Source organism: Cylindrospermum sp. FACHB-282 (genome assembly GCF_014697195.1).
In the GTDB taxonomy this organism is placed as follows: Bacteria; Cyanobacteriota; Cyanobacteriia; order Cyanobacteriales; family Nostocaceae; genus Cylindrospermum.
Genome location: NZ_JACJRJ010000022.1, coordinates 66058 through 82697 on the forward strand (window position 1 = coordinate 66058; position 16640 = coordinate 82697).

The window sequence follows — 16640 nt, forward strand, 5'->3', positions numbered from 1 at the left end:
CAATCCCCAATCCCTAATCCCCAATCCCCAATGCCCCTACTACCCTCAGAAACCCCCCTATATAGCCATCCCTTACCACAAATTGAACAGTGGCTTAAAAACCAAGGCTGTCAACAAGATGAGTCCGAACTGCATTGCTGGCATCTGCTGCGACCCAATTGGAAAGCCGAACTCTGGCTTGATACTGAGCAAGTCACAGTGCGATATATCCAAGCTGGAGACAATGGGCAAGATATTCAGCGATCGTTTAAATATTCTCTCAGTCGAGATGATATAGAACAAGCAGTCTTTTCTGGTCCATAAATGGGGTAATAGAAGTTAATCACCCTTCCCGAATCCCTAATTACCAATTACCAATTACCAATTACCAACTACCAATTACCAATTACCAATTACCAACTACCAATTACCAATTACCAACTACCAATTACCAATTACCAATTACCAATTACCAATTACCAATCCCTTAAATTTTCCCAAACCGCCGTTCCCGTTGCTGGTAAGCACATAAAGCACGATGGAATTCAGCGCGGTCAAAATCTGGCCAGAGCGTATCGGTAATATAAATTTCCCCATAAGCCATTTGCCAGAGGAGAAAATTCGAGAGGCGCATTTCCCCACTGGTACGAATTAACAAATCTGGGTCAGTAATTCCCGCTGTGTAGAGGTGGCGTTCAAACACTTCTTCGGAAATTTCATCAGGTTTTAGTAGACCTTGCTGGACTTTTTCAGCGATCGCCCGACAAGCTTGTAAAATCTCCTGCCGTCCACCATAATTTGTGGCTACTGTAAACCGGATAGCACGATTATTTCTAGTTTCTGCCATGGAACGGGAAATTTCTTCTTGAAGCGATCGCGGCAGCGCCTGCAAATTTCCCACAAACTGAATTTGAACATTCTCCTCGACCATTTCCCGGAGTTCTTGGCGTAAAACTCTCTGGAACAAACTCATCAAAAAATCCACTTCTTCCTGGGGTCTTTTCCAGTTTTCCGTAGAAAAAGCATAGGCAGTCAGTGCCTGAACTCCCCAATCCTTACAACAACGGAGCAGATCCTTCAGGGCATCTACTCCCCGTTTATGACCCATAATCCGCGGTAAACCTTGACGTTTAGCCCACCGACCATTGCCATCCATAATCACTGCAACATGCTTAGGCAGTAGTTCTGGTTTCAAGTCAGAGGGCAAATCTTGCAGTTCAGTTTGTTGAGTTGTCATTTTTTATTTCGAGAAGCGGTCGATGGGAATCTGAGTAAACGTGAAACTAGTGTTCGTGCCTTACCACCAATCTGACGAAACAAACTTAACAGACCAGGTGCTACAGCTTCCCGATCTACAGTTGGCGACAATCGAGTTTCTAAAGACTCTTTCAGCTTCCTAATCGTCAGTGGTCTGTATAGGGTTCCCCGTTCCGCCAAGGAAATAGAACCCGTTTCTTCTGATACAACGACACAAATGCAATTTTCGACCCGCTCAGTAATTCCCATCGCCGCCCGGTGGCGTGTTCCCAACTGGCGCGAGGCTGTGCGTCCCGAAAGTGGTAAAATTATACCCGATGCCACGATCCGCGAGCCACGAATCAACGTCGCCCCATCATGTAACAAAGTTTTCGGCTGAAAAATTGTCTGTATCAGTTCCTTTGAAACCTCCGCATTCAGCTTGACCCCTGGCACAGAAAAATCTCGCTCATCAATTGGGCCTGTCGTTTCCAAAATTAGCAAAGCGCCAATCCGATTTTTCGACAGTTCTTTAACTGCATCAATAATTTCATCAATCACACTATCAGACTTAGGGACTGCCAGACTGGATGATTGAAACAAGTGCCGAAATTCACCACGTCCCAATTGTTCCAAAAACCGACGAAACTCTGACTGAAGTGCCACCGCCATTGCTACAGCGCAGCCAATCACTAACTTTTCCAAGACAAAATTTAGTAGGGGTAGCCCCAATCTGCCACTTAGCGCTGAAGCAAGCATCAAGACTATAAATCCCCGCACCATCCACAGTGTTCGTCGCTCACTAATGATCACTAGGATCATGTACGTTAGCGCCAGCACTAACACAATATCCAGAGTCCCAAGCAGCAAGGACTGTGACCATCCCAGGTTTATCAGCCATTGCTTCCACCAATCTCTCATGACATCTGGATTCTAATAGTCATTAGTCATTAGTCATTGGTCATTAGTTATTAGTCCTTGGTTCTTAGCTAATGACCCTCTGGGTGGTGCCGACCGCAGGCCTGACGGCGTTAGCGTAGCTCTCGCGCTGTGGCACGCCAGTTGCTCATAGAGGAAACAAGACGGTTCTGCACACAGGCTCGCTAATGACCAGGGACTAATGACTATTTTTTAAGTCTTTCTGGTAGGCAATCTTGTCGAATCAGGTCTTGATAAGTTTCACGTTGCAAAATTAAATTTGCTTCGCCGTTCGCCACTAAAACAGCTGCAGGTCGGGGCAGGCGGTTATAGTTAGATGCCATACTGTAATTGTACGCACCAGTTCCCATAACGACGAGAATATCTCCTGGTTGGGTTTTTGGCAGTTGGGCATTTTTAATTAAAATATCCCCTGATTCACAATGTTTACCAGCTAGTGTGACTGTTTCCGTTAGGGGTTCAGACATTTTATTGGCAACTACTGCTCGATAAACTGATTGGTAGGTAATTGGGCGCGGGTTATCTGACATTCCCCCATCAATGGCTAGGTAGGTACGAATTTCGGGAATAGTTTTGGCAGAACCGATAGTGTAGGCAGTAACGCAGGCTGTGGCAATTAGCGATCGCCCTGGTTCACATAGTAACTTTGGTAAAGGCAGATTTTCAGCTGCACAAGCTTCTTGAACTATTTCACAAATCGCCTTTGACCACTCTTCTATGCTGGGGGGATCATCTGATTCTGTATACTTAATCCCTAAACCACCCCCAACGTTTAATTCTGTCACTGTTAAATCATACTTTGCCGCATCCCGCAACCACTGCACCATCACAGCGGCTAAATCTCTATGGGGTTGACGTTCAAAAATTTGGGAACCAATGTGAGCGTGTAACCCTACACAGTTTAAGCTTGGTTGTTTGCTAACAAAGGCAAACACCTCATCCAAATTGTTGGGATCAAAGCCAAATTTACTATCTAGATGTCCTGTACGAATATATTCGTGGGTATGACACTCAATACCAGGAGTCAGCCGCAACATGATGCGAATTCCTGGAGAGTTATCCGCCAAGCCTACCAAGGTACGTAATTCATGCCAGTTATCAACGACAATGGTACAACCAGAGTCAATGGCTAAAACTAGCTCTTCAATCGATTTATTATTCCCGTGCAGGTAAAGTTTTTTCGGACTAACACCCGCATTCAGGGCGGTGTAAAGTTCACCCCCAGAAACTACATCTACTCCTAAACCTTCTGAGGCGACGATCGCACAAACTGCTAAACAATTCCATGCTTTTGAAGCATACAATACTTGAGATTCACCTTGATAGTATTTCTGGAAAGTATCCCGGTATTGCTGGCAAGCAGAACGTAGGGTCTCTTCGTCTAAAATATACAAAGGTGTACCAAATTGCTGAACTAGGGTTGTGACATCACACCCACCAATTTCTAACAAGCCATGATTAACCCTGGCTGTTAAGGGTAGAAGTTCTTGATTAGGCGAAACAGCTGCCTTGGTGTCGCGCCTTTGGGGTAGATACTGACTACCAGAATTTTGAACCCCAGTGGGGTAAGTCGATACCATAACTAAATAAAATTTGTCCTTGTTAAAATTACAGTCGTGATAAACTTTTCCCCGGAAGATAATTCCGGGGACTCATCCGTGAATGTGGTATTTTTCCGAGTCCGTGTCATGCCAAACTGGAAATTGCTATTCGTGACGGCTATTACTTACCAGTCGTTGGGTCTTAGCAGTTTTACTGCTAATTTCCCCCGGCGCCGGAGTTTTACCGGACTCACCACCCATTAAGGCAACCACGGTTGTTTTTACTCGATTTGCTCTTTTTATTGTACAAGATATACGCCAGCTTCCTTCAAGGGGAGCAACTGCCTTTCATTTCCTGCTTGAAACGCTTGTTAACCAGCCTCAGTGCCGGCTAATTTTCTAGAAGTTGAAAGTAACACCAATTAAAAAAAAGAATGCGACAGATACAAGCCCGGAAACCCTATCAAATCAAGCTTTCTTAATTTTGAATTTTGAATTTTGAATTGGTATAACTGTGATTTTATTAGATTTAACAATTCAATCTTTGACAATAGAGCATTTGAGTGCATTGCTAGAACTGGATCTAGCCTGTTTTGGCGGTTTGTGGTCTCTGTCCGGCTACCAAAGGGAGTTGGAGAGTCCTAACAGTCATTTTCTTGGTTTATTTTCTCCTCTTACTGGCTCCAGGCTGTTGGGAATGGGTTGCTTTTGGTCAATTTTAGAAGAGGCGCACATTACAATTTTGGCGGTTCATCCCCAATATCACCGTCAAGGTTTGGGACAAGTTTTACTATATTCTCTTCTGAAAACAGCTAGCGATCGCGGTTTGGAACGAGCTACCCTCGAAGTCAGAGCCACCAACGAGGGGGCAATCTCTTTGTATGAAAAATTTGGCTTGAAAATAGCTGGGCGACGACGACGTTACTACCAAGATAACGATGAAGATGCCCTGATTTTTTGGCGTTCAGATTTACAACAGCCAGAATTTTCAGCAACTTTGGCAACCTGGCATACCATAGTTAGCGATCGCCTCAGCCCATCCTCTTGGCAGTTGCTTAATTAATCCCTGGTAAAAAACAACTGACAATTAATCTCCTTAATCCCAAAAAAAGGCAATTTTTCTGCGCCTTTTTACATCAGAATATTTTAATTATATTTAACTTTTTATAAACAAATACTATATGTTATAGTAATTTCTTGACAATGACGGGCTATATATGATATCTATCGTTGTTTGGAATTGAATAAACAAATTCTTAACCCTGGCGGTCTATTATTTGTCATCAATGCCAAAAAGGCTGGAAAAATCAAGCTCCTCAGTACACTAGCCAGAAAAAAAGTAATAAATAGTTAGCAATTAACCCATCAACCTGAGTGATAGGTTTTGGATGTCTATAATCTTTATACAGGCATCCAAACTCTTTGCCTGTGCTAAAATCAGCATACCGGCACGACGCAGGTGATGGGAAAAATGCCATGTTTGAACGCTTCACAGAAAAAGCCATTAAGGTAATCATGCTGGCCCAAGAAGAGGCCCGCCGTTTAGGTCACAACTTTGTCGGAACTGAACAGATCCTCTTGGGTCTGATTGGTGAAGGCACTGGAGTAGCCGCCAAGGTGCTGAAATCGATGGGCGTCAATCTCAAAGATGCCCGAATTGAAGTTGAAAAAATTATAGGTCGAGGTTCTGGCTTTGTGGCCGTGGAAATTCCGTTTACGCCACGGGCAAAGCGAGTTCTAGAACTATCCTTGGAAGAAGCACGCCAACTGGGGCATAACTACATTGGCACCGAGCATCTGCTGTTGGGCCTAATCCGCGAAGGTGAAGGTGTAGCAGCCAGGGTGCTAGAAAACCTCGGTGTGGATCTATCCAAGGTCAGAACCCAAGTAATTCGTATGTTGGGAGAAACTGCTGAAGTTTCACCAGGGGGCCCATCCGGTCGCACAAAAACCCCGACTTTGGATGAATTTGGCTCTAACCTGACCCAAATGGCGGTGGATAACAAACTCGATCCTGTGGTGGGACGCGCCAAGGAAATTGAGCGAGTGATTCAGATTTTGGGCCGCCGGACTAAAAATAATCCAGTGCTGATTGGTGAACCAGGGGTTGGTAAAACGGCGATCGCTGAAGGTTTAGCGTCACGTATTGCCAATAAAGATGTCCCCGACATCCTGGAAGATAAGCGCGTGGTGACACTAGATATCGGCTTGCTGGTAGCTGGAACCAAGTACCGGGGTGAATTTGAAGAACGTCTGAAAAAAATCATGGATGAAATCCGCTCTGCGGGTAATGTCATTCTGGTGATTGACGAAGTACACACCCTAATTGGTGCAGGTGCAGCTGAAGGGGCCATTGATGCGGCAAATATCCTCAAGCCAGCTTTGGCAAGGGGTGAGTTGCAGTGCATCGGCGCGACAACCCTAGATGAATACCGCAAGCACATTGAGCGGGATGCAGCTTTGGAACGTCGTTTCCAACCAGTCATGGTGGGTGAGCCGTCAGTGGCTGAAACCATTGAAATCTTATTTGGACTGCGCGAACGCTACGAGCAACACCACAAGCTGAAAATCTCCGATGAAGCATTGGAGGCAGCGGCGAAGTTGTCTGACCGTTATATTAGCGATCGCTATCTCCCAGATAAAGCCATCGACTTAGTTGATGAAGCTGGTTCGCGGGTGCGCTTGATTAACTCCCAACTGCCACCAGCAGCCAAAGAGTTAGACAAAGAACTGCGGCAAATCTTAAAAGAAAAAGATGATGCAGTGCGCTCCCAAGACTTCGACCGAGCTGGGGAATTGCGCGATCGCGAAATGGAAATTAAAGCCGAGATTCGGGCGATCGCCCAAAGCAAGACCAATGCCACAGGTGGTGACGGTTTAGAACCAGTCGTCACCGAAGAAGACATTGCTCACATTGTTGCTTCCTGGACAGGCGTACCGGTCAACAAACTCACCGAATCCGAATCCGAAAAGCTGCTGCACATGGAAGACACCTTGCACCAGCGGCTCATCGGTCAAGACGATGCAGTGAAGGCAGTTTCACGGGCAATTCGTCGCGCGCGTGTCGGTTTGAAAAACCCCAATCGACCAATCGCCAGCTTTGTCTTCTCCGGGCCCACCGGCGTAGGTAAAACCGAATTGGCGAAATCCCTAGCCTCATACTTCTTCGGTTCTGAAGAAGCCATGATTCGCTTGGATATGTCGGAATATATGGAGCGTCACACCGTCAGCAAGCTGATTGGTTCACCTCCTGGCTATGTAGGTTACAACGAAGGTGGTCAGCTGACCGAAGCCGTGCGGCGGCGTCCTTACACCGTGGTGCTATTCGACGAAATCGAAAAAGCGCACCCCGATGTATTCAATATGCTGTTGCAAATCTTGGAAGATGGTCGGTTAACCGATGCTAAAGGACGCACGGTGGACTTTAAAAACACCTTGCTGATTTTAACTTCCAATATTGGTTCTAAAGTAATTGAAAAAGGCGGCAGCGGCATCGGTTTCGAGTTCGCTGACGATGTCACCGAATCAGCCTACAACCGCATTCGCTCTTTAGTCAACGAAGAACTCAAGCAATACTTCCGTCCTGAATTCCTCAACCGACTAGATGAAATTATCGTCTTCCGTCAGTTGAGCAAGCCTGAAGTTACACAAATTGCTGAAATCATGCTCAAAGAAGTGTTTGGTCGTCTCACTGAAAAGGGTATCACCTTAGAAGTCACCGACCGCTTCAAAGACCGCCTCATCGATGAAGGTTACAGCCCCAGTTATGGCGCCAGACCTTTACGGCGGGCAATTATGCGCTTGTTAGAAGATAGCTTGGCGGAAGAAATTCTGTCAGGACGCATCAAGGATGGCGATGTCGCTACTGTTGATGTCGATGAAACCGGCACTGTCCGCGTATCTTCTGAAAAGCGTCGTGAATTGTTGCCTCAAGGTGTTGAGTCGTAGTTAGGAATTTGGGATTAATCAAGTCTCAACTTTAAAAGTTTAAATAAACGGTAGAGTGTTAATTGCTCTACCGTTTTTTATTTTTTTAACCTTCAATCATGAGCGGAATTAATCGTCAAATCGCCCTTGACGTTAGACATATTGCCAAGCATTTACCAGAAACACCGCAAATGCAAAGGCTTCTTAAAAAAGGAATTGCGGCTCATGTATTTAATGACGAAAATACCATGAATCGAGTTGCCCAGTCCATAATAGAAGCAGGGGACTTTATCGGCATAATTCGAGAATATGAACGTTATGGAATGTTTTTTAACCAGCCAATAGGTTATAGAATTAGTCCAGATAGTAGCCGTATTCCACTTTATTATGGGGAGATAAAAATCAATGCAGATAACCAATACCACGTCGTCCCCCGCACCAGACCTAGTGAAGAATAACTGGGAATTTACAGAAGTATGGATAGATCCAATGTTATCTCCTCCATATATTCTTTTATTACTTTGTGACAGTGAAGGAAACTGTCAAATTTATGACCCAAAAGAGGGCGATAAAATTGTATTTTCTAGTAATAATTATGAAGAAGCTAAATTGTGGTTACTAGAAGATGAATATGAACCAGTTGAAGGTAGGCTTTTAGCTGCGGAATTGGTGTGAATTAGCTGTAGGTTGAGCTTACCGTGTGAGAAGTCAATAAACCCCTTGTTAGTTAGCGTTGGGTTTCGTTCCTCAACCCAACCTACACACTAAACTATATTTACCTATAAACCTGGTTCGAGTTGATAAACGCACAGGTAATGTGTTTATCCTCGCGAGTGAAGAGAATATGATAGAAATATATCCTAATGCTAAATGGAGGTATTTGGTATGAGCCAGCCTAACTTCCAAGGTATGAGTCCAAAAGAATTACGTGCTTATGTTTTATCTCATCGGGATGACCAAGAGGCATTCTACACTTATGTAGATAAATTGAATGCTGAGGCAAATTGGGTAGAAATGCCACCATCAGAATCTGTTGATGATCTGAGGAATTATCCTGAATTTTTGCAGCGTTTTAGTAATGGTAAAAAATTACTTGAAAGTGAAGAATAAGTGGGGTTAATTATGACTAATACAAAACCTGTGCGTGGTCGTCAACCAGGTAGAATCTTTCCAGAATTTACGATACCACCGGAAGAATTAGCTAAACGGGAAGCTGAAAAAAATGCTCGTGGACAAAAAGCGCGTGTTGTTTTTGATCAAGTTTGTCCGCAATTAATAGATGAACATTACAATTGGTTTATTGTGATTGAACCAAACAGTGGTGATTATTTTACTGATCCTGATGAAAATGTTGCTGACAAAAAAGCGCGTGAAAAATATCCTACTGGTTGGCTTGTTACACTCCGTCTCAATGAAACAGGTGCTTGTGGACGGATATGATTTTAGGTTTTTACTAATTAATACTTATGGATGTAGCAGACAAAATAATTGATTTGACTGGTTGTCAAATTTGGGATAGGCAAGAAGTAAAACGCATTCCAATTAATGGAAACTACACATTAGAAGAACTCACGGATTTACTAAAAAAACACTGGATACCTTTTTTTGAATGTCACCAATGTGGACGTTTTGACTATTGCAAATTTGTTGAAGTAACATCTTACACTGATAAGGCAAAAGATATACAATGTGGTGTTGCTGTTACTTCACTAAAAGCATTAATAACTAGATGTATATCAGTTTTACAAATATTAGATTCTCAAAAATTGCAATATTTCCTTGACGCTGCATATCATTTCACACAATTTATATATAAATCTGAATTAAGAACGGGAAATTTTATCAGTACAGACCATTTAGATTATTTCAACAATCTAGTTCCTATGGCTTTTAGCCAGATTATTGATCTTAGGAACCACCTGACAAAGTTTTCATATGAAATGAGCCGCTTTCCTGAGTTTAGGAGTAGGCAGTCTATTTTACTTGTAGAGGGGTACTCAGAAAAAGTATTTATTGAGCGACTAAAGCATTCTGGACTTGCTTGTTTTCTATATATTACTGTTAAAAGCGATTAGAAATCGCGGCTACACAGACAAAACCCACCTTTCCTGCGGAACGCTACGCGAACGTGGGTTAAAAACCCTTAATTTTTCATTAGTACACGGAGGTGGACTTCGTTTGTGTAGTAGCGTTCGCGGAGCGTGCCGGAGGCTCTATTATATTCGCCCAATACTTTTAAAACATCCTCTTAGGCAATAGCATAAGTGTCAAATTATTTTTTCTCCAAGTGTCGAAATAAATTTAGGTTTGAAGCCACTACAAATTATCAAGTATAATTAATACAAATTTGAACGAAGTGAAACCCAATAAACATCCTTTTAGCGTTGGGTTTAGTTCCTCAACCCAACCTACATACTCAAAGATAAGCAAGGGTGCAAAATTCGCTTTCAAGCCATAACAGATAATCAAGTACAATTAATACACAGTCACCAGAAAGGATTAAGAACGTGCAAGCCATTCTCTTAAGCCGCGAAGAAGTTGGAAGACGTGCCAGAGATTTATACGACAATGGCATTCGTCAGCAAGTAGAAACAGAAGAAAACATCGGTAAGATGGTAATTATCGATATACAAACAGGTGAATATGCAGTTGATAAAATAGGTTTAGAATCAGCGCGATATTTACGCCAGAAAAATCCCTTTGCGCGACTATATGGTATTCGCATTGGCTATAAATTTGCTGTTTCTTTCAATGGCCATCTGGAGCGTGATTCTTAGTGATTTCTGGCATTGTCAAAGATGGAAATGCAACTGTTAATGTCATATTCCGACTGCTAAATCTACCAGATTTTACTATTGAATTTGTTATAGACACAGGTTTTACAGATTACCTTTGTCTACCACCAGAAGCAGTTGCTTTGTTGAGTTTACCCTTCCTGTATGATATGCCTGGAAGACTGGCTGATAATAGTTGGATAGAAATACCAATGTATGAAGCTACCATTATCTGGAATGGAGAAGAAAGAGAAGTTAACGTACTTGCTACAGGAAAGCGACCTTTACTAGGAACTGCGTTACTTGATGAACATGAACTTGTAATCCAATTTACTGAAGGCGGTTTAGTCATAATTGATGAGTTATAAATGCCAGCATATCCTCAAAATATTGACTGAGTTAATTGTTCAACAGCCTTGAACAAGTCTTCTAAAGAGAATTGTACTTCAACTTTGATTGTTGAGGTTTTGGACATCTCACCAGCTAGTCTATTGTTATTAGATAGCAGTCCTAAGTTATGCTTGAGTTGCTGATAAAGCTTGTAATGTTTACAAAAGTACGAATCAGAAATTGCACAAGCTCACTGCATCCTCTAAGATGAAGCTATGTATTGCACTAGCCTTTTGTATACATTACACTCTTTTTAAGGATTACTACTCATTTACGGATATATCCTTAATTCAGTGCTGAAATCTTCATTATTTTATAAGTAAAATCACAGATGTTTTTCCATATTTAATTAGATTAATCTAACGTTACAGTCCACTTAAGTACGTTGATGCAACATAAATTAAATCTTGGTACTATTGAACATCAATTTTAGGCTTAAATACGAAAATTTATATAATTCAATTATTTGGGCAGATTATGGGCAAGGCAATAGGCATTGATTTGGGGACGACTAACTCCGTCGCCGCTTTTAAGTTGGCAGAAGTTGAAGTGGTGACAGCTAAGGATAACACGCCCCCAGAGAGGAAACTGACGCGATCGCTTGTTGCTTGCGATCAACAAGGAAAATTCTTGGTTGGAGATCAAGCTTACAACCAGCTACGGGCTGATCCAGAAAACGTAATTATTTCGATCAAGCGTTTGATGGGTAGGGGTTTCGGCGATTCAGAAGTCCAAAAGCAAAAATCAGAATTAAGTTACAAAATTGCCCAACCAACTCAGGGAACAGACAACAGCATAGCAGTTTGGCTAGCAGACAAAGAATATCAGCCAGAGGATATTTCGGCGGAAATTCTCAAAAAAATTGTCAAAAATGCCCAAGCTTATCGCCTCTCATTTGACAAAACAGGGGAAGCCATCGACCAAGCTGTGATTACCATCCCCGCCTACTTTAATGATAAACAACGTTATGCTACCCGCACAGCCGCACTTAAAGCCGGAATAACTCCCCTAGAACTATTACCAGAACCGACAGCCGCAGCTATCTCCTACGGCTTTGCACCAGATGGCGAAGATGTGAAGACGATTTTGGTGTACGACTTTGGCGGTGGGACATTTGACGCTTCACTGATTACCGCTGGGGGAACTTCATTTATCGAACAGGGGAAAGCGGGAGATTTGTGGCTGGGAGGGGATGACATCGACTCGCGAATCATTAAGTTTGTCAAAGAGCAAATTTCTCAACAGGAAAAAATTAGCGATATTGACGGCTTGATTGCTAATATGCCCCATTATCAACGGGTGCGATTTAATGCTGATTTAAAGTTAGCGGTAGAACGGGCTAAAGTTGAATTAAGCAGTTCTTCAATAGCACAGATTGCTCCTGCGGCTCAATTACTTGATGAGTTGGGAATTGCGATTCCCATTGAGGTAGAAATTACCCGTGAGCAATTTGAGGAATTGATTGCTGATTTGGTAGACCGTTCGCTGCAAATTTGCCGCCAAGCTTTAGAATACGCTGAATATCATTTAGAAATGGTGGATGTGGTGCTGCTGGTGGGTGGTTCTTCCCAAATTCCTTTGGTACAAAGCAAAATTAAAGGGGTTTTTGGGGCTAATAAGGTGGTGGTGCATCCCCGGCCAATGTATGCAGTAGCTGAAGGTGCGGCGATTGTCGCTGCTGGACAGACTGATAAAGTAACAACGGTTTCCCGCGACTATTTTATTAAGCTTGTGGATGGCAATTATCAAGTGATTAATCGGGGTGATATTTTGCCAGTGACGACATCCCACACTTTTAAGACTGTGGCTGAGGGACAACGGCTGATTCACTTTCAATTTTTTAGCCCTGATGAAGTCAAAGAAAAGTTAGATGGGGTTAAATCTGATGAAAGTATTGGGGATATCTGGTTGGGGTTAGACAAAAAGTATCCAGCCGGAACGGAAATTATGGTGAATGTGGAGTTGGATGAAAAAAATAGCGATTTGCGAATGACGGCGACTTTGAAAAATGACCCTGCGGTGAGAGTGAGTTGTATTTTTTCCCGTGGTCGTTCAGATGAGAGAATATATCAAGAATTAGAGGAAGCGATCGCAGAACTCAATCACCAAGATTTAACTGAACTGGGTGTGGAAGCAGCGCTAAAGTTAGCAGTCCCAGTTGTGCAGTCAGCAAACCAAATTATCGATTCTAGAACGGGAGAAGAACGCAGCGATTTACGCGATCGCGCTCTTGTTAATTTGCAAAAATTCCAGGTTTCTATGTCTCCACAACGCTTAGAAGCTGAATCTCTGCTGCATGAATGCGATCGCATCCTTCAACTCTGTGGTTTTCTAATTCCCCAAGCCCAGCAAGAACGATTGCAAAAGCTGACTCAACAGTTGCAAACGGCGATTGACACCAATAACGGCTCTCAAATGGATGCTCAGAGCGAAGAGGCAAGAAGGGAACTCAGTAATCTCCCTGATGAGGTACAGTTGGTGCAGGCGTATCTTTTGGCAATTCGCCTAGCTAAAACAGTTGCACCCACCCAAGCAAATGCCATGTTTGATAAACTCTTGCGGATGCTCAACGCTATGGAAAGAGATGATAAACACGAAGCTGATCGTTTATTGCATGAACTGCAACCAGACGTCAATCATTGGCTAAATCAAGAATTGCCCATTAATAGCATTGTCACAGGACTAACTCGATGAATCTGAAGCTCAACTGTCCTGTGTGCGGGTATCAAGAAATAGAGGGCAACACTTGCCCTAACTGCGATACCGATCTTTCCCTCATGCGGATGCTCCAAGAGTTACCACAACGGCAAAACTCACTTTTAGCAAATTTTGCTGGCTGGCCATTAGGAATCGCTCTATTAATGCTAATTGTTGGTATTGGGTTGGGAGCATTTAGCAGTTTTGTCTTCGTGCAACCCAATTTCTACACAGCTACTATCTCTCCTGCCAATCCAGTGGTGATGAGTACCACCAGCCCAAAACCTGCTATTGCACCTCGGAAAGCTCCAGCAACCAATACCTACATTGTTAAAGCTGGAGATTCTCTAAGTGCGATCGCTAAAAAATTATGTGGTAAAGAAACTTTTTGGTTCGTGATGGTTACAGCTAACCCGCAATTAAAAGGGCGAGAAAATGATCTAGAGGTGGGGGATAAGTTAGAAATTCCTAACTGTCAGGAGGGGAATTAATGAGCATCCTAGGCAGTTTCAACGCTTTGAGTAAAGTTTTACTGGGGGTGGGAATTGTTGATGCCTGGCAGCAAGGGCCACAAACTAAGGAAGCCAGCCGCAAAGCTGAACAACTTGCCAAAAAAAAGTACCTGCGGGAGGCAGTTACTATTGCCGAAAAAGCGATCGCATTTTGGTCGAAAAATCCAGGGTTTTGGGAACGCTGGATTTGCAAATTATTATTAAGTAATGTTTTAGACGAAATTAAACAGCAACTTCTACAATGGCGTCAACAAGTAGCCGAAGCGGATAAGCTGGCTAATCAAGCCAAAAACCATCTTCAGCAAGATACTGGCAACCCTTTAGAAACGCAAACAATCTTAAGTGCGATCGTACTTTATCAGCGCTGTAGCCAGATTATCCACGATGAGCGAGTATTGCAGTCAATTCAGCAATGCCAACAGGAACTGCAACAGCGGCAGCAATTTCAAGTATTGTTCACACAGGCAGAGTCACAGGCAGAAAATCGATATTTCAAAAATGCGATCGCCATTTACCACCAAGCCGCAGCACTCTATCCCACAGAATCCGTAAAAAATGCGATCGCCACAGCCGAAACCCAAGTTCCCCAAGAAGAAGTTTATGACACTGCTCTCCAAAAAGCCCAACAAGCTGAAAGTGAGGGTAGATTAAAGGGAGCGATCGCCCTTTTAGAATCTGTTCTCACTAACTTTCCCCGCACAGACGGACTTGATTTAGTTAACAAGCTACAATTAACAGTCAAAGGTAGAACACTTTACCGTCAAGGGTTAGCAGCGGAAAAAGCAGGTTATTTACCAGCAGCAGCGTCTTTGTACGAAAATGCTCAATCCCTCCTACCAGATATCACAAACTGCCGCATCCGATTAGGGCTAGTAGCAATTAAAACTCAAGACTGGGTAACGGCAATATCTCACCTAGAGGGTATACCTGGAGAACAAGCCGCTTATCTGCGGGGATTTGCCCTGGCTCAACAAGACAATTTACAGCCAGCTTATCGAGAATGGCAAGAAGTATCTGCCGCTGCAATTACCCAACAACGGGAAGTTCTCAAACATCTTTCCCAACGGCAACGCTTGCTTTCTTTAAAGAATATTGAACAATTGGTAAAACTTGAAAATATCGAGCAGGCTAAAACCCACAGTAGGGAATTTCTCCAAAAATTCGGTTTTGACCCCTTAGTCGAGGCCAATCTCAATCAACATATTCAACCACGGCTAGAAGCAGGAATTTGGCAAGGGTCAGACTGGGGAATTATTGCCGATCAAGTCGAAACAAACTGGATTTTACAACCGAATATTACTACATTACATAATTGGACAGTTGCTACTTATTATCATGCCCAAACTGACCCCACAAAGCTCAATAGTTTGATTATTGCCTTATCTACAGCCTTGGCAAATATCACTGAAGATCCAAGCCTGCAAAATCCCCCTTGGTTAGGAAATAAACCTGTTGAGTTTGCAGTATTATCTTCAGAACTAAAACGCCGATTAGAATCAGCTATTGATAAAGTTAAAGATACCAATATTCAAGATTATTTACAGTTGCGCGATCATTGCCGTAGAGAACTAGTTTCTCTAAAATTAATGGGTGAATCGTCAAAGTCAGGAATGAAAGTCAACGATGTATTTATTACTCCAGGTTGTTACCATCGTTTTCTTTCCCAATGGCAAAATATCATAGTAGACATAACACATCCTAGTCAAAAAATACTCCGTTCTCTTTATACTCCTTGGGGATTAGCTGTAGCCGCTTGTTTAGAAGGCGATAGTCAAAGAGCAATTCAACTTAAACCTGCACCTAAAGCTACGATTGGCATCGAAAAATTTGCTGAGGATTTCGTCGCTTACTACGAAGGCTGCTATTATCTACAGCAACAAAAATGGCGCAAAGCAATGATTTCTCTGAAGCCAGCAAAATCAGAGATTGAAGATAATCCAGATTGGCAACAAGAAATAGATAAACTTTGTGGATTACAGCGTCAAGCCATATCAGAATTTTCCGAACATTTAGAATTTGCTGAATTTTGGTATGACCTGATAGGCAGCAATTCTGCTAAGAATTATTTAGCTGAATATAAAGCAGAAGAACTGAGAAAACAAGTTATTAATCAAAATATTTCCTTAACCAAAGCCTTAGACAAACTTCAAGAAATTAAAAATATCGATCATCATAATCCGGTAGTTATTGACCTAATAGAAAGTATTGAACTCACCCAGGAACTAGAAGAAATTGATTGGCTGCTCAAAAATCGTCAGTTTGAAGCAGTCGTCATCAAAGCTAGATGCTCCCACCGTGAAAGAGTTCGTTATATTGTAGCTGATTTCTTTATTAATATATTAATTAATGGTGTGAAAGATGGAGATTTAAATAGCCCAGAAGCAATTCAGCAACTAGGACTCTGGGCTTACGAAATATGTCCCCACGAACCAGCATTTCAAGAAGTTTACCGTGGTTTGAGATTGTGTTGGTAATAATGATTTTCCATGGCCGTATTAAATCATTCGTAAACAACAAGGTTTCTAATTTATCCAAGAAGTCAGAAATCGGAAATTTTCGATGTTTGCAAATAAAATAGGAATGCTATATATCTAGAATAATTGCCAACAATAAAAAATTAATTTTTAATTTATTAAAAGGTGTGT

Annotated in this window: 17 protein-coding genes; 14 read left to right on the forward strand and 3 right to left on the reverse strand. The window is 42.5% G+C overall.

Going from position 1 to position 16640, the window contains the following annotated elements:
• The first annotated feature begins 30 nt into the window (after window positions 1-30).
• A complete protein-coding gene (locus H6G32_RS13325) occupies window positions 31-303 on the forward strand; it encodes a DUF3143 domain-containing protein (protein WP_190458941.1) in 273 nt (90 codons plus the stop codon).
• Between the two features lie 163 nt (window positions 304-466).
• Here H6G32_RS13325 and H6G32_RS13330 read toward each other — a convergent pair whose 3' ends face one another.
• The 3 genes from H6G32_RS13330 to lysA all read right to left on the reverse strand — a co-directional run bounded on the left by H6G32_RS13330 (window position 467) and on the right by lysA (window position 3734).
• Window positions 467-1216 carry an isoprenyl transferase gene (locus H6G32_RS13330; protein WP_190458943.1) on the reverse strand — a complete coding sequence of 250 codons (750 nt, stop codon included), beginning with the start codon at window positions 1214-1216 and terminating at the stop codon, window positions 467-469.
• Window positions 1213-2136, reverse strand: coding sequence for a diadenylate cyclase CdaA (gene cdaA, locus H6G32_RS13335; protein ID WP_190458945.1), 924 nt, complete (start codon window positions 2134-2136; stop codon window positions 1213-1215). The genes H6G32_RS13330 and cdaA overlap by 4 nt, the downstream gene beginning before the upstream one ends.
• A gap of 203 nt (window positions 2137-2339) precedes the next feature.
• On the reverse strand, window positions 2340-3734 hold the full coding sequence (gene lysA, locus H6G32_RS13340) for a diaminopimelate decarboxylase (protein ID WP_190458948.1): 1395 nt from the start codon (window positions 3732-3734) through the stop codon (window positions 2340-2342).
• A gap of 475 nt (window positions 3735-4209) precedes the next feature.
• Here lysA and rimI point away from each other — a divergent pair, with 475 nt between their 5' ends.
• The 13 genes from rimI to H6G32_RS13400 all read left to right on the forward strand — a co-directional run bounded on the left by rimI (window position 4210) and on the right by H6G32_RS13400 (window position 16469).
• The gene (gene rimI / locus H6G32_RS13345; RefSeq protein ID WP_190458950.1) at window positions 4210-4758 is read left to right on the forward strand and encodes a ribosomal protein S18-alanine N-acetyltransferase; all 549 of its coding nucleotides are present in this window, start codon (window positions 4210-4212) and stop codon (window positions 4756-4758) included.
• A gap of 413 nt (window positions 4759-5171) precedes the next feature.
• The gene (locus H6G32_RS13350) at window positions 5172-7643 is read left to right on the forward strand and encodes an ATP-dependent Clp protease ATP-binding subunit (protein ID WP_190458952.1); all 2472 of its coding nucleotides are present in this window, start codon (window positions 5172-5174) and stop codon (window positions 7641-7643) included.
• 98 nt (window positions 7644-7741) lie between these two features.
• Window positions 7742-8080 carry a DUF6972 family protein gene (locus H6G32_RS13355; protein ID WP_190458953.1) on the forward strand — a complete coding sequence of 113 codons (339 nt, stop codon included), beginning with the start codon at window positions 7742-7744 and terminating at the stop codon, window positions 8078-8080.
• Entirely contained in the window at window positions 8028-8297 is a 270-nt protein-coding gene (locus H6G32_RS13360) for a hypothetical protein (RefSeq protein ID WP_190458955.1), read from the forward strand. Before H6G32_RS13355 ends, H6G32_RS13360 begins: the two co-directional genes overlap by 53 nt.
• A 58-nt stretch (window positions 8298-8355) precedes the next feature.
• Entirely contained in the window at window positions 8356-8511 is a 156-nt protein-coding gene (locus H6G32_RS27410) for a DUF6888 family protein (RefSeq protein ID WP_375539799.1), read from the forward strand.
• Window positions 8508-8732 (forward strand): DUF6887 family protein, encoded by a 225-nt coding sequence (locus tag H6G32_RS13365; protein WP_190458957.1) that lies wholly within the window; start codon window positions 8508-8510, stop codon window positions 8730-8732. The genes H6G32_RS27410 and H6G32_RS13365 overlap by 4 nt, the downstream gene beginning before the upstream one ends.
• 12 nt (window positions 8733-8744) lie before the next feature.
• Window positions 8745-9062 carry a hypothetical protein gene (locus H6G32_RS13370; RefSeq protein ID WP_190458958.1) on the forward strand — a complete coding sequence of 106 codons (318 nt, stop codon included), beginning with the start codon at window positions 8745-8747 and terminating at the stop codon, window positions 9060-9062.
• Window positions 9063-9088: 26 nt separating this feature from the next.
• Window positions 9089-9697 carry a hypothetical protein gene (locus H6G32_RS13375; RefSeq protein ID WP_190458960.1) on the forward strand — a complete coding sequence of 203 codons (609 nt, stop codon included), beginning with the start codon at window positions 9089-9091 and terminating at the stop codon, window positions 9695-9697.
• A 432-nt stretch (window positions 9698-10129) separates the two neighbouring features.
• The gene (locus H6G32_RS13380) at window positions 10130-10399 is read left to right on the forward strand and encodes a hypothetical protein (RefSeq protein ID WP_190458962.1); all 270 of its coding nucleotides are present in this window, start codon (window positions 10130-10132) and stop codon (window positions 10397-10399) included.
• A complete protein-coding gene (locus H6G32_RS13385; RefSeq protein ID WP_190458964.1) occupies window positions 10399-10764 on the forward strand; it encodes a clan AA aspartic protease in 366 nt (121 codons plus the stop codon). Before H6G32_RS13380 ends, H6G32_RS13385 begins: the two co-directional genes overlap by 1 nt.
• Window positions 10765-11263: 499 nt before the next feature.
• Entirely contained in the window at window positions 11264-13480 is a 2217-nt protein-coding gene (locus H6G32_RS13390) for an Hsp70 family protein (RefSeq protein WP_190458966.1), read from the forward strand.
• Entirely contained in the window at window positions 13477-13974 is a 498-nt protein-coding gene (locus H6G32_RS13395) for a LysM peptidoglycan-binding domain-containing protein (protein ID WP_190458968.1), read from the forward strand. The genes H6G32_RS13390 and H6G32_RS13395 overlap by 4 nt, the downstream gene beginning before the upstream one ends.
• Window positions 13974-16469, forward strand: coding sequence for a peptidase M, neutral zinc metallopeptidase site (locus tag H6G32_RS13400; RefSeq protein WP_190458971.1), 2496 nt, complete (start codon window positions 13974-13976; stop codon window positions 16467-16469). The genes H6G32_RS13395 and H6G32_RS13400 overlap by 1 nt, the downstream gene beginning before the upstream one ends.
• Window positions 16470-16640 lie beyond the last annotated feature (171 nt).